Raw genomic sequence first — 12893 nt, forward strand, 5'->3', positions numbered from 1 at the left:
GATTTGTGGGACAGGCAAATGAGAGACACAGTCTTGATAGCATGGCTATTGAGTATTCACGCATAAATAGCGTAGATTTTAAGTAACCCCTTCGCAGTCGAGATGAAGAAGAAAAATGGCTAACATCATGGAGCAATTAGCGTTTTCCCTTTCTCTCGTCGCGCCGATCTTTTTCATTATTTCCCTTGGCTATATCTTCAAAAGACTAAAGTGGACGAACGCTAACTTTAACGATGTTGCCTCACGTCTGGTGTTCAATGTCGCCCTGCCAGCAATGCTGTTTTTAAGTATTGCCACGGCTGACCATAACTTCTCGCAAGCCACAGAATTTCTGGCTTTTTCCGTGGTCATGACGGTGATTTTTTTCCTGTTTTGTATCGCGTCCACCAAACTGGCTTTAAAAGGAAATCCAGATCACGGCGTACTGATACAAGGGAGCTTTCGTGCCAACACCGCCATCATAGGCATCGCTTACGTTGAAAATGCCTATGGCAGTCAAGGACTGGCCCTCGCGGCAATTTATGTGGCAGTGATTACCGTGATATACAACATTCAAGCGGTGATCTGCTTGTCGCCGCGCTCGGCGGGTTCCAAGCTGCAGTCCACGAAAACTATATTTATCAATCTCGCCAAGAATCCGCTGATCATTGCGATTGCACTTGGCGTTGTTGTTTCACTACTGAATATCACTCTCCCACCCGTGATTGTCGACACGGGCAACTACCTTTCCCGAATCGCACTTCCACTCGCGCTCTTGTGTACGGGCGGCAGCTTGGATTTCCGGATGATGAGAGAGGAGAAAAAGCCCACCTGGTTTGCAGCATCTAACAAGCTCATGGTTGCGCCTTTCGCCTTTACCTTGATTGGTTACCTGTATGGATTCAGAGGGCTGGAACTGGGGATTCTGTTCTTCATGAACGCCGCTCCAGTGGCAGCAGCAAGCTATGCAATGACACAAGCCGCCGGAGCCAATACCACGTTAAGCGCCAATATCATCGGTCTCACTACCCTGTTTTCCAGCGTGACGGTTTGTGTGGGGTCCTTGGTGTTGAAAGTGTTGGGGTTGATATAGCGCTAAGCCATCCCGAGACTCATTGCTTATTAGGGACGTTAATCAGAGCAAACAAAGAAAGCCGCTTCTAACAGCGGCTTTCTATTTCGCTTTGTACAGTGAGTTACAAAGCACCCCGAAAATCAAACAGCTCATAATGGGTGTTGTTCTTCGGCATGCCGAGTTGTTCTAGCCCTTCCTGCATTGTCTTTCTGACTTCAGGGTTGCCGCAGAAATAGAGCGAAACATCACCGATGTCGCCATTAATATCTTCGGCAATTTTTTCTGGCGTTAGACGCCCTTGCTCTGAATAGACAATGTTTAGATTGACCGTCGGCAAGCCTGCGACTAATTCACCAAGCTCCTTTGCAAATATGGCAACTTCTTCGTTTTTCACGAGATAATAAAGCGTGACTGAAGGGTGCTGTTTGCTTTGGCTGTTAAGCGATTGCAACCAGGCGATAAACGGGGTGATGCCAATGCCTGAACCAATCCAGATTTGCTCTTTCGCTTTCATATCCAAGCGGAAGCGCCCGTAAGGCATATCCAGTCGAATCATCTGGCCGTTTTCCAAATGCTCATAAAGCGTTTTGGTGTAATCACCCAATGCTGCAATCGAGAAGCTTGGTTTACCGCCTTGCTCGCTACTTGCAATGGTGTAAGGATGCGGTTCGCTTTTGATGTTGTCGTTATGAAGCACAGAGACAAAGGCGAATTGCCCGGCTTCCCACTTCGGCTTGCCCTGCAAAGGCTTGGCATCAAAACTGACGATACCATTTTGCTTTTTCACGTTTTCAACTTTGCCGATGTAGTGCTTACTGGTGTCTTTGCCAAAGGCATAGTAATACCAAGCCCAAACACCAATAACTGCTGTCAGATTCATAGCGATTCCCGCTGGCGAGAACAACTGGAAAGGCCTGACGGCAAAAAGATAGTGGAAGACGGAGATGAAGAAAACCAACCCCATCAAGCGATGGCTCCACTTCCATAAGTGGTAAGGCAGCATGCGCATAAAGCTGATCACTACCAAGACCAGCAGCAGCCAAGTTGCCCATTCTCCGGTGTCGGAGCCAATCTCAATCAGACTTGTTTCTTCACGAGCGACTTCAGATTGTGGCACTAACCACCAATGCATGAAGATAGAAAAAACCGACCAAATACCCGCCCATCGGTGCGCTTTGTAAACCCTGTCCAAACCACCAAAGATAGATTCCAGAATTTCCATGCGCGTCGAAAGCAGAAAAGCCAATGCCATTCCCACCAAGGCATTAGCAGCAAAAAAGGCTGCAATCCAACGTTGAAGCGTTAATTCTTCCGGCAGCAAACTGCCTATGCCGATGAAGCTAAGTAATACTGCGCCGGCAACTAAGATGTTTTTCCGGTTATCCAGTGCGAATTTCAATTTCAAAAGACTTGCCTGTCGTGTGTATAAAATTGGTTTGAATTAGAAAGGCTTCCTCTTGTGAAATATAGTGCTTCGAATGTCGAATTGTTGTGAAATCTAACTATCGAAACACTGTTTTTAATCCTCTTTCTCGGCTAGTCCACACGAACAGGTCGTTTCAACGAAAAGCGTCGGAGTAGTCCCCATCCAATCCAAAAGAAGACTGAGAGTGCAATCGCGGTAAGAATAGCCGGTTTTGGGTTTTCGAGACTGCTGATGGAACCCGCATACGCAGCGATAAAGGTATAGGGCAGGTTAACTGCGCACCAAGCCAGTAGGAAAGTTGTGAAATTCATGCGGCTGATACCTGACATACATGCTGTGACTTCTGGCAAGATCGGCATGGCGCGGGAAAGCAAAATCATTAACACACCATGCTGACGGAAGTGACCGCGTAACTCAGCACGCTGTTTCTCATCTTTCACGACGACATTCACCAGCTTATCGCCAAACTTCGCACTCAAGATATACCCGGCGATTCCCGCCAGCAAAGTACCTATTAAGGCTGCCAAGGCGCCAACATATGCCCCTGCAAAATAGCCACCGAGAATCATGATGGAAAGCGTGGGTACCGCGATGAACAAATCCAAAAACAACAATGAGACGACAATAATTGCAACAGTCAATGCACTCAGTGACTGTGCTTGCTCAAACCACAACTGAATCTGCTCTACCGTTAACCAGCCCATCGCATTCACCGCAATAAAGGTCGATGCAAAAAACAGGGCCATGATTCCCATGAGTTTAAAAAGTGATGACATAAATCCTCCTTACGGATAGCGGATGGTGATTTCGTGGGGAGAGGTGATGCTTGCGGCTTCAAGCTGTGCACTGGAAAAACTTGGCGCTTTGAATGTGATTCGCGCACCGTTGGAGAAACCCAAACCTTCTTTGGGCCAGACACCTGTCCAGTTCTTGGTGACTTTCCCGTCCTCGTCTTCGTCGTGTAGAACCTTGACAGCAAACTGCGTTGGCACATTTTCGAAGGTGACGTTCCGCTCTGCTTTGTCAGCGGTGTAACTAACGATCCTTAGCGCTTTATCGTGCTTCTTTGGAAAACCGTCTTCAGCAAATAGCATCACCAGAACATTTCCTGGCCTTTTTGTATCTATCCCCTTCACAACGATGTCTACGCGGTTTTCTGTCGCCGTTGCAGTCATTGAAATCACTCCCCAAATAAATCCCAGCCAACTGTGTTTTGTGACCATTTATGACGCCTTCAGTAGTTTGCGTGCTGCGAAAGGAGCCAAGGCATTCAGCACCCGTAAAAATCGGGTCGCACCAATGTCGAAGTCGTCCTCGCCTTTTTCGATACCAGCGATAATTTCAGTAGCTGCCACATCCGATGAGATTTTGTTCTTGCCCCTGCCTTTAGTCATTGCGGTATCTACCAGAGGTAAAAAAGCCTGTTGTACGCCAACAACGGAGCCTTCCAGTTGATAGCGCAAACTCTGGGAGAAAATGTTGAGTGCGCCTTTCGTTGCGCAATAGACCGCAGAAGATGCCTTTGGCACTAATCCAAGTGCAGAATTAATGTTGATGACGCGAGACGATTCCGATGCAAGAAGCGCAGGCAATAAGCCATGAATTAGCGCGCAAACAGAGGTGAAGTTGGTATCGACTTCCGTTTTCACTGTGTCGAATGTGAACGCCTCATCAGTGAATTTCGGCATAAACTGGGCCGCGGCGTTATTGATGAGCAAATCTATTTCGGGTTTCGCGGAGGCAATAGATTGGGCGATGAGATGAACCTGATTCACATCAGCCAAATCAACCTGAAAAGTGATGATGGAAGGCCATTTTTTCTTTAATGTGCTGAGTTTCTCTGCATCCCGCCCAAGCACTATCAGTTGGTTATCACCGACGAGTTGTTCAACTAACTGGCGGCCAATGCCGGACGTCCCACCAGTAAGCACAATGGTTTTATTGAGTAGTTTCATCCTGACTCCCTTTTTAGATAGTTCGGGAGTCAGCTTATTCGGCAGAGGCGGCTAACACTTTAACAAGAGTTAAAACCACCAAATTTCTTCTTTTTTACTGGCGCTGATAAGCGTTTTGGACGCCGAGTTTTGCTCGGATGCGGGATAGTGAGACTTCAGTGATACCAAGGTAGGACGCGATATGATAGTTGGGCAGCGATTGCGATAATTCAGGGCAGGATTCGACAAACTGAATATAGAGCTCGGTAGGCGACAGCATCAGTAAATCAGCTTCCCTCGCCTCTTTTTTTAAGGCTAATGCGGTCACCATCTGCAGGAAGGCATCTTTCCATCCCGGTGTTGACTCACTTAAACTTCTTAACGCCTTAGCAGGCAATTCGAAGCACACTGAATCGGTTAATACTTCACAGCCAAAGCGCGCTGGCAGCCCTCTTGCGAAAGACGACAAACACGCAGACACCTCGCCCTGCTGGAGAAAAGACTTGTTACGTCGGTTGCCGTCTGGCGTGAGATAGAAATTGCACAAGGTACCCGCACAAACAAACCCTACTTTGTCGACAACATCTCCGGCGCTGAACAGGACATCCCCCTTGCTGTAAAACTTGAGTTTTCCCTGATCGATAAAAGACTGCCATTCGTCATCGCTCAGAGCAAAATGCTGTCTGAAGCCCGCTTCAAACTGTGCCAGTATCTGCCTTTCTTCCATCCACATTTCCGTTCTTCATCGGTTTACCATCGGCTAATTCATTACGCATTACAGCGAGTTGCAGATCTTACTTATCCCAATAAGGTGTGCCTTCAAATCGGGCAACAAGAAAATCAATCAAGGTTCTGACTCGGCGTGATAAATGCCGTGTTTGCGGGTAAATCGCATAGGCGTTGAGTTCACCAAAGGCATAGCCGGGCAGCACCACTTCTAGACGCCCTTCCCTGATGGCCTGATGGACAACAAATGTTGGCAGATGGGCAATACCCATCCCTTTTTCTGCCGCAGAAAGCAGAAATTCCCCGCTGCTACCCTTCAAAGCGGGCTTAATCTTCACTTTTTGCAGCTTACCTTCCGGTGTGTTTAGCCTCCAATGACTGGCATCTTTGCTCAGGCTGTAGACCAGCGCTTGATGATGACTGAGATCGGAAAGGGATTCAGGAGAGCCATGTGTTTGTAGGTATTCTGGGCTGGCACAAAGCACATGTCGAACTGTAGCAATTTTTCTGGCGAGCAACGTAGAGTCAGGCAGGTCAGCAATGCGAATAGCGAGATCGTAGCCTTCCTGAATCAAATCAACCTGTCGGTCATTGAAGTCCAGTTCAAACTCAATTTGTGGATGTTCTTGAAGAAAGTCGTTAATGGCTGGGCCGATATGTAGCACGCCGAATGTTGAGGGAACAGCAACCTTTAACGGCCCTTTCAGCACGCAATGTGCCTGAGAAGTCATTTCCTCCGCTTCACGCAAGTCTTCGAGAATGCGCAGGCAATGCTTGTAATATTCCGTGCCTGTTTCCGTGGCATGCATGGTGCGTGTTGTGCGGTGGAACAGTTGAGCATTCAGGTGTTCTTCCAGCTCTTTTAAACGTCGGCTGACTGCGGATTTGGCAATGTTCATGCGGTCTGCTGCACCGCTGATACTGCCGATCTCTACCACCCTCACAAAGGTTTCCATATTGGTGAACTTGTCCATCGACTCTCCAATCGTTCTCTTTGGGAGAACACTGAGTTACTTCAATTGCTGTTTTTTCTTTATTCAAGAATTCCTAGAGTGAACACAAATGGACGACAAGTAAAGGAAAGCAAGATGAAAATAACCAAAACAACAGCGGCAGTGCTTGCTGCGACTTCACTCTTGAGTCTCTCAACGCAAGCTAATGAGCCCGTATGGGATGCCAACAAGGTTCAGCTCGTCGCTGAAAAACTCGATGATGGGGTTTACGCCTACTACCCAACCGATGCCAAAGAGTTGGAAAAGAAAGGCCTACCTGTTGCCACCAGCGGCGGTTTCGTAGTGGGTGACAAGGGTGTGTTGATCATCGACACCATGCTGAATGAGCGGTTAAACAAGCAGGTTCAGGGCATGGTGAGGAAGGAAGCGAAAAAACCGATCATCTACGCGGTGAACACCAGCTTCCATGGCGACCACTCCTACGGCAACATGTACTTGCCAAAGGACACCAAAATCATCCAACACGAAGTGACGCAAGACTATATCGACACCCACTTCGAGCAAGACACACAGTTTATGATGCAGAACTTTGGCAAAGGCCGGGGTATTGAGGAAATCGTTCCTACCGACGCAGATATCCTTGTCGGTAAAGGTGGCACAATTAAACTGGATTTAGGCGGAAAGAACGTCGACATCATCGACTTTGGTTTTGCCCAAACTGGTGGCGATCTGTTTGTATGGGAACCGGAATCAAAAACGATGTGGACAGGTAATCCTATTATCACAGTGAAGCCTTCACTGCCTTGGCTCTTGGATGGACACCTGCTGGAAACGCTGGATTCTCTGAAGAAAGTTAAAGCTTTCCTTCCAGAGGATGCAACAGTGGTTCCGGGACATGGTTCGCCAATGTCACCTGAAGATATTCAGTGGCACATAGACTATCTGGAAGCAATAAAAACTCAGGTTCAACAAGCTATCGACGATGGCCTGTCGCTTGGTGAAACCGTGAAGAAAGTGCAGCTGCAGAGTTTACTGGTTACGCTTTGCGTGATTGGGTTCACCCTGCGCTGAATGTGCCAGCCGCTTATCGAGATTTGTCTAAGCAGCAGTAACCTCCAGTACCCGTTCTAACAACAAACAGCCACCTTTCGGGTGGCTGTTTTGTTGGGTCCTTTCCTAAACCATTGCGGCGCAACTCGAAGAATGGGCGCCAGTCTGCCTTGTCTGAATCATCAAGGGGTATCCTTTCGCCAGACGGTATATGGAGAAAGGAGAGGATAATGAAGGGAAAACTCATCGCGATGGTATTGGGTACCTTGGTAGCCACTGGTTGCGTCAACAGGGATGAAATTTATGCCAACCCGCCTCAGGAGTTGATTGACGGCGTTGAGCAACTGATGCCCGCTGCAGCCAAGTTCACCCACGAAGCCGAGGCAGAAGCACTGGAGAAAGGCATTCCATTAACACCGCAACAGGTGCTTATCGCGGAAAAAATGGGTGTTAAACATCCCGAAAAGGTCCGTGTTTACTATGTAGATAAACTGCCTGCACCAACCGACCCGGAGTTATTAGAAATCGCCAGACGCGTGGGTTACACCAATCCTAATATGGCAGGGTACACCTTTGGCTACGGCATTTGGATTCAAAACCGCTACAAATCCCAACGTGATCTGCTGCCTCACGAATTAGTGCACGTGATGCAATCAGAGAGAGCAGGACTCACCGCCCAAACCCGCGAGTACCTGATGCAGATGTTTGTTTATGGCTACTACAACGCGCCCATGGAAGTCGAAGCGCGAAAACTCACCTCTCACTATAACTAATCACGACAAAGGGCGCAGTTAAGCGCCCTTTCTTCATAAACACTTCCTCAAAACCCAAATCACCTTCGATCCATCGTCAGCAAGTTTCCACCTGACACGCCAAGTACAACCGCACACCCGCGGTTAAACCAGCGCGCCATTTTAGGCTTACTAAACCATTGGCGAAGATAAATACCGAAGAGCGCATACATAGAAATAGCAACCACTTCCAGCACCAAGAATGTCAGACCTAGAATAAAGAACTGCTGATTGATGGGGGCGGACGGGTCAACGAACTGTGGCAGAAATGCAGTAAAAATAAGGATGGCCTTTGGATTACCCGCGGCGAGCGCAAACTCTTGTTGAAGCAATGCTTTCACCTTTTTATCCGTTTCAATGTCATTAACCGGGCTCGAGGTTGACCGCCAAAGTTGGAAAGCAATCCAGAACAGATACATGGCGCCAACTAGCTTAATCGCCAGAAAGACCTTTTCTGATGCGTAGAGGATGACCGCCAAACCAGAGGCGGTTAAAGCAATCATCACCGCAAAGGCCGCTATTCGGCCAAAGCTGGCAACCAGCGCAGGTTGAAAGCCATAACAACGGGCATTATTCATCGCGAGCAGGTTGTTTGGCCCCGGCGTCATGTTTAAGGCAAAACAGGCGGGGATAAATAACAGAAAGGTGATCAGTTCCATGAAGCGTACCTTCAAATCCTTTTTGGTGACATTTCACCCTATCTAGAAGCGCACTGCGCCGTCAACCAATCATAGAAATGATTCGCCACAGGATGATCATCACAGGCGGCGCTTCGATAAAGATAATATCCGCCACTTTCAACCTGATTCACTGAATCGTCAGGCCAAGGCACCAGTTCACCACGCTCCAAGTAATCCTGCAGGAGGGAAATCCGCCCTACCATTGCTCCTTGCCTGTCCAAGACTGATTGCAACAATAAAGCATACAAACTGGAGCGGCGCGTTCGCGCTTGTATGCCACTGAACTTGTCTTGCCAGAATCGCCAATCATCATGCCAGTGCATGTCTTGGTAAAAAACGGGCTCATCCTTCCCTACATAATTAGGCGCACTGACTGGCAACAGTCTCTCGCTCCACAGTTTTTGCCAGCGACGGCCAGGGTCATGAAGGAAATAACCCAGCGCAAGATCAGTTTCTTCCGGTTGACCGGAAACGGTCGACACAGCGGTGATTTCCAATTCATGTTCAGGGAATTCATGCTGATAATTTCCCAAACGTTTTTGCAACCAGAACTGAGCAATCGCATGCTGCGTCGACAAGCGAACTGGTCATAAGTTTCCATGGCGAATCCGTTCGACATTTTCCTCAAAACCATTGAGCGCTTGCTTAACCAGCACTAAAAATTCTTTGCCTTTGGGAGTCAGTGAAACACCTTTTCCGTGCCTTGCGAACAAAGAGACGGCTAAATGACTTTCGAGCTTTTTGACCTGATACGCTACTGCAGATGCAGTCAGGAACAGCTCTTCGCCCGCTCGCGCAAAGCTTTCATGTTCAGCCGCAGCTTCAAAAGCCACCAGCGCATCTAAAGGAGGTAGGTGAGGAAAGCGAACAGAGCGCATGAGTTAAGCCCAAAATTATTTTTGCCTTATACGAAAAATAATCCATTTGAGCGAAATGGTCTTCCGCGTTGAGATAGATACATCACGAAACAGAGCAAGGACGGCAAAAATGACATTTCATAAGAAGCCTTGGGTAGCAGAAAGCATCAATGATTACGCGCAAGACACCATAGGTAATATCAGCGCGCTGAACGAATCAGGTGTCATTGCGGCAATTTATGCGCTTTCCGATGAGAACCGGAACATTCACGAAAGGGAGTGCATCAACCTCAACCCTGCCACCAATATCATGAACCCAAAAGCGGAAGCGCTGTTGGCAACAGGTATTGGTACGCGCCCTTCTCTCGGCTATCCCGGCGACAAGTATGAAATGGGACTGGAAGCCATCGAGAAAATCGAGATAATTGCAGCGCAATTGGCGTGTGATGTTTTCAATGCCAAATTTGCTGAAATCCGCGTCGCCTCTGGCGCAATGGCAAACCTTTACGCCTTTATGGCGACCGCACAACCGGGCGACACCATTCTCGTTCCACCCGCTTCTATCGGTGGTCATGTCACTCACCACAATGCAGGTGCAGCAGGATTGTATGGGCTCAATATTGTCGAAATGAAAGCAGACGCCGAGCACTACACTGTCGACTTGGATGCACTAAGAAAGCAAGCGCACGCTCTCAAACCTAAATTGATTACCATTGGTGGAAGCTTAAATCTCTTGCCCCACCCTGTTTCAGACATACGAGCCATTGCCGATGAAGTGGGTGCCAAAGTGCTGTTCGATGCAGCACACCAATGCGGAATCATTGCTGGTAAAAGCTGGCCAAACCCTCTGAATGAGCGCGCTCATCTAATGACCATGAGTACCTACAAAAGCTTGGGTGGACCTCCAGGTGGGCTGATCGTGTCGAACGATGCCGAACTGATGGAACGTATTGATGCCATCGCCTTCCCAGGTTTGACCGCTAATTTTGATGCCGCTAAATCTGCCGCACTCGCAGTGTCGCTGCTGGACTGGAAGACGTTCGGCTCGGATTATTCCAATGCCATGATTGAAGCCAATCAAGCGCTGGCTCGTGCATGTCAGGCTGAGGGACTGCCGGTTTTTCAAGTAACTGGCCCGAATGGTCAAACTCCCTCTGAGTCTCACCAGTTCGCGATTCAGGCAGCACCTTTCGGTGGTGGGCAAACCATGGCGAAGAAGCTGCGCCAAGCGAATATCCTTACATGCGGAATTGGTCTGCCAATTGAAGCGGTAGAAGGTGACATGAACGGCCTTCGCTTTGGTACACCAGAGATTGTTCGGGCTGGTTTTACTGCGGAGCACATGCCTGAAGTGGCTAAGCATATTGCCGATTCATTGTTAGACAGAAAGCCTGATGAGGAAATTGCTAAAGCGGTCTCAGCATTTCGCCGAGAGTTCACGACGATGCGTTATGTTCACAGTTAATATTTGCCAGTGTGTTGGGAGAAGCGATTTCTCCCGACGTATAGTGTCAGCGAGATCGGCGTGTATTTTCTGCTTGCAGGCATTAGCGGTTTTCAGGCGCAATATGTTTAAACTGCTCGCCAAATGCTTTGAGCTCTTCAATGGTGTAAGACGTATGCACCCGCTTAGTTGAAGGCAATTGATGATGAATACTCAATCCTTCACGCCGCGCTGTTTTAGGACGGATAGGCCTAGGCATAAATCCACCGCCACAGTTTGGACAAACGTTAGAAAGGATGTCTTCCACACAAGTGACACAGAAAGTGCACTCGTAAGTGCAGATCATTGCCTCGGTTGATTCTGGTGGCAGGTCTTTATCGCAGCATTCGCAGTTAGGTCTGATTTCCAGCATAGGCAGTTCCCTTTTGTCAACGTGGTGCGTCAGTGCAATCACTTTCATCAGATACTACCTACTGGTGCTTCTTAATCCACGGAAAGAAACATCATTTTTTCTGCAGGGTATTGATAAGAAGAATAAAAACTGCAACCCATGTCATTCATCAGGCGAATTATAGAGCCGCTTATCATTCCTCCCGTTACGTTGCTTACCGTATCCGCAAAAACGCCTCTATCTCATTGAATCAATGAGATGAGTTCCATATAGATGTCACAGCACAGTTTTTAATCATTTGAATGAGAGAAGTGAAATGACAACTGCACCGCCCAACCCAGCAGAACGAATACTCAGTCTCGATGTCATCCGCGGTATCGCGATTCTTGGCATTTTGTTTATGAACATTTTCGCCCAGCAAGCTTTGCCGGCTTTAGCGCTACATGCACCAGACTGGCAAGGAACGGCGACTGATATGGACATGGCGGTGTATACCTTCCAATCCATATTCCTTGATGGACGCTTTATGAGCCTGTTCAGTCTGCTATTTGGGGTTGGCTTGGTCATTCAAACGGAGAGTTGGCAGCGCAAACAGCAATCTGCGGGCAAGTGGATTTCACGACGACTGTTTTGGCTTGCTGTAATTGGTTTACTTCACGCAGCTTTCATTTGGCCGGGTGATATCCTGTTTGTTTATGCCGTCACAGGTCTTGTTCTCTTCCGCACCGCTAACTGGCGAGCCCGCACCCAGCTCATTTTGGGTGTTTTCTTCGTTTCATTAGCCGCATTGCTCTTTTTAGCGCTTTCCGCAGCTATTGCATTTGCGCCGCCGGAAGAAATCCCGCCTCCTATTATGGGCACCTACCTTCCCATTTCTCCAGGCAAAGCTGGCGAACTCATTCAAGCCGCCACAGGCAACTACTTTTTTGAACAGCTCCCTTTGCGTTTAGAAATGTATTTCCGCGTTTATATATCGGGCTTACCCGTGCTGATGTTCCACGTCGGTGGTCTGATGTTGATTGGTATGGGGCTGTATAAAACAGGTTTCTTCAATTCATCAAAACGTTTAATTGTCTGGTGTGTAATCGGCGCTTTAACCGCTTTTGCATCGGCATTTTTAGTGAACTTCAGAAGCGAAATTGGCTTCAACGAAGAGCTAGGTCTGGCGTTGCAGTTGCTCAATATGTCCCTGTCTCCGCTCCTTTCGCTGTGCTACGCCAAGTTACTCATTTGGATGGTAGAAAGACGGTCGGTCATTGTGCAACCTTTCGCTGCCTGCGGGCGCATGGCATTTACGCTATATCTTTCGCAATCATTCATTGCCGTAGCGATTTTCCAGTGGCTACTTCCAGACCTTTACGGCACGTTAAACCGTGCGCCACTGATTGGCATCGTTGTGATAATGAGTGTGATCCAAGTGCTGTTTGCCAACTACTGGCTGCAACATCACCGAATGGGGCCACTTGAGAAGATTTGGAGACGGTTGGCGCTGGGTAAGAAAATGACCCGTCAGTTGGACCAAGCCAAGGCGTAATTTAAACGGCTAAATCGGATACCGCCGTCAAAGAGAGATCTTTGCCGGCGGTT

The 12893-nt window shown here is 48.3% G+C and carries 15 protein-coding genes; 5 read left to right on the plus strand and 10 right to left on the minus strand.

The genetic code is table 11. From position 1 onward, the window contains the following. Window positions 1–115: 115 nt before the first annotated feature. Window positions 116–1072, plus strand: coding sequence for an AEC family transporter (locus tag G5S52_RS04300; RefSeq protein WP_165011936.1), 957 nt, complete (start codon window positions 116–118; stop codon window positions 1070–1072). A gap of 103 nt (window positions 1073–1175) precedes the next feature. Here the strand turns inward: G5S52_RS04300 and G5S52_RS04305 are convergent, their stop codons facing one another. The 6 genes from G5S52_RS04305 to G5S52_RS04330 all read right to left on the minus strand — a co-directional run bounded on the left by G5S52_RS04305 (window position 1176) and on the right by G5S52_RS04330 (window position 6114). Beyond that, a complete protein-coding gene (locus G5S52_RS04305) occupies window positions 1176–2459 on the minus strand; it encodes a ferredoxin reductase family protein (protein WP_205743768.1) in 1284 nt (427 codons plus the stop codon). Between the two features lie 131 nt (window positions 2460–2590). Continuing rightward, entirely contained in the window at window positions 2591–3256 is a 666-nt protein-coding gene (locus G5S52_RS04310; RefSeq protein ID WP_165011937.1) for a TVP38/TMEM64 family protein, read from the minus strand. Window positions 3257–3265: 9 nt separating this feature from the next. Then, window positions 3266–3703, minus strand: coding sequence for a DUF2141 domain-containing protein (locus tag G5S52_RS04315; RefSeq protein ID WP_165011938.1), 438 nt, complete (start codon window positions 3701–3703; stop codon window positions 3266–3268). Then, on the minus strand, window positions 3704–4435 hold the full coding sequence (locus G5S52_RS04320) for an SDR family oxidoreductase (protein WP_165011939.1): 732 nt from the start codon (window positions 4433–4435) through the stop codon (window positions 3704–3706). It abuts the gene before it with no gap. A 94-nt stretch (window positions 4436–4529) separates the two neighbouring features. Beyond that, window positions 4530–5141 (minus strand): Crp/Fnr family transcriptional regulator, encoded by a 612-nt coding sequence (locus G5S52_RS04325; protein WP_165011940.1) that lies wholly within the window; start codon window positions 5139–5141, stop codon window positions 4530–4532. A gap of 67 nt (window positions 5142–5208) precedes the next feature. Next, on the minus strand, window positions 5209–6114 hold the full coding sequence (locus tag G5S52_RS04330) for a LysR family transcriptional regulator (RefSeq protein ID WP_165011941.1): 906 nt from the start codon (window positions 6112–6114) through the stop codon (window positions 5209–5211). A gap of 114 nt (window positions 6115–6228) precedes the next feature. On the opposite strand from G5S52_RS04330, the gene G5S52_RS04335 reads away from it, so the two are divergent. Beyond that, window positions 6229–7164 carry an MBL fold metallo-hydrolase gene (locus G5S52_RS04335; protein WP_235956084.1) on the plus strand — a complete coding sequence of 312 codons (936 nt, stop codon included), beginning with the start codon at window positions 6229–6231 and terminating at the stop codon, window positions 7162–7164. Between the two features lie 209 nt (window positions 7165–7373). Beyond that, window positions 7374–7916: a hypothetical protein gene (locus tag G5S52_RS04340; RefSeq protein WP_165011942.1), complete on the plus strand. Its 543-nt coding sequence runs from the start codon at window positions 7374–7376 to the stop codon at window positions 7914–7916. 59 nt (window positions 7917–7975) lie between these two features. Here G5S52_RS04340 and G5S52_RS04345 read toward each other — a convergent pair whose 3' ends face one another. From G5S52_RS04345 to G5S52_RS23800, 3 genes are read right to left on the minus strand one after another with little or no spacing between them, the layout of a single operon-like run. Then, complete coding sequence (locus G5S52_RS04345; RefSeq protein WP_165011943.1) at window positions 7976–8593, minus strand: LysE family translocator; 618 nt, start codon at window positions 8591–8593, stop codon at window positions 7976–7978. A gap of 38 nt (window positions 8594–8631) precedes the next feature. Beyond that, window positions 8632–9192 carry a LysR substrate-binding domain-containing protein gene (locus G5S52_RS04350; RefSeq protein ID WP_235956085.1) on the minus strand — a complete coding sequence of 187 codons (561 nt, stop codon included), beginning with the start codon at window positions 9190–9192 and terminating at the stop codon, window positions 8632–8634. A gap of 9 nt (window positions 9193–9201) precedes the next feature. Further along, window positions 9202–9492: a LysR family transcriptional regulator gene (locus G5S52_RS23800; protein WP_235956086.1), complete on the minus strand. Its 291-nt coding sequence runs from the start codon at window positions 9490–9492 to the stop codon at window positions 9202–9204. A gap of 109 nt (window positions 9493–9601) precedes the next feature. Between G5S52_RS23800 and glyA the strand changes: the two genes are divergently transcribed. Next, on the plus strand, window positions 9602–10936 hold the full coding sequence (gene glyA / locus G5S52_RS04355) for a serine hydroxymethyltransferase (protein WP_165011944.1): 1335 nt from the start codon (window positions 9602–9604) through the stop codon (window positions 10934–10936). Window positions 10937–11018: 82 nt separating this feature from the next. Here glyA and G5S52_RS04360 read toward each other — a convergent pair whose 3' ends face one another. Beyond that, complete coding sequence (locus G5S52_RS04360; RefSeq protein WP_235956087.1) at window positions 11019–11375, minus strand: DUF1272 domain-containing protein; 357 nt, start codon at window positions 11373–11375, stop codon at window positions 11019–11021. Between the two features lie 247 nt (window positions 11376–11622). On the opposite strand from G5S52_RS04360, the gene G5S52_RS04365 reads away from it, so the two are divergent. Beyond that, a complete protein-coding gene (locus G5S52_RS04365) occupies window positions 11623–12840 on the plus strand; it encodes a DUF418 domain-containing protein (RefSeq protein WP_165011945.1) in 1218 nt (405 codons plus the stop codon). Window positions 12841–12893: the final 53 nt, after the last annotated feature.

It is taken from the genome of Grimontia sedimenti (genome assembly GCF_011045095.1).
Taxonomy (GTDB): domain Bacteria; phylum Pseudomonadota; class Gammaproteobacteria; order Enterobacterales; family Vibrionaceae; genus Enterovibrio; species Enterovibrio sedimenti.

Bases quoted from the DNA above. Each gene is read 5' to 3' on its own strand.
- G5S52_RS04300 (WP_165011936.1), top strand. From the start codon at position 116: ATGGCTAACATCATGGAGCAATTAGCGTTTTCCCTTTCTCTCGTCGCG.
- G5S52_RS04310 (WP_165011937.1), bottom strand. From the start codon at position 3,256: ATGTCATCACTTTTTAAACTCATGGGAATCATGGCCCTGTTTTTTGCA.
- G5S52_RS04315 (WP_165011938.1), bottom strand. From the start codon at position 3,703: ATGGTCACAAAACACAGTTGGCTGGGATTTATTTGGGGAGTGATTTCA.
- G5S52_RS04320 (WP_165011939.1), bottom strand. From the start codon at position 4,435: ATGAAACTACTCAATAAAACCATTGTGCTTACTGGTGGGACGTCCGGC.
- G5S52_RS04325 (WP_165011940.1), bottom strand. From the start codon at position 5,141: ATGGAAGAAAGGCAGATACTGGCACAGTTTGAAGCGGGCTTCAGACAG.
- G5S52_RS04330 (WP_165011941.1), bottom strand. From the start codon at position 6,114: ATGGACAAGTTCACCAATATGGAAACCTTTGTGAGGGTGGTAGAGATC.
- G5S52_RS04335 (WP_235956084.1), top strand. From the start codon at position 6,229: ATGAAAATAACCAAAACAACAGCGGCAGTGCTTGCTGCGACTTCACTC.
- G5S52_RS04340 (WP_165011942.1), top strand. From the start codon at position 7,374: ATGAAGGGAAAACTCATCGCGATGGTATTGGGTACCTTGGTAGCCACT.
- G5S52_RS04345 (WP_165011943.1), bottom strand. From the start codon at position 8,593: ATGGAACTGATCACCTTTCTGTTATTTATCCCCGCCTGTTTTGCCTTA.
- G5S52_RS23800 (WP_235956086.1), bottom strand. From the start codon at position 9,492: ATGCGCTCTGTTCGCTTTCCTCACCTACCTCCTTTAGATGCGCTGGTG.
- glyA (WP_165011944.1), top strand. From the start codon at position 9,602: ATGACATTTCATAAGAAGCCTTGGGTAGCAGAAAGCATCAATGATTAC.
- G5S52_RS04360 (WP_235956087.1), bottom strand. From the start codon at position 11,375: ATGAAAGTGATTGCACTGACGCACCACGTTGACAAAAGGGAACTGCCT.
- G5S52_RS04365 (WP_165011945.1), top strand. From the start codon at position 11,623: ATGACAACTGCACCGCCCAACCCAGCAGAACGAATACTCAGTCTCGAT.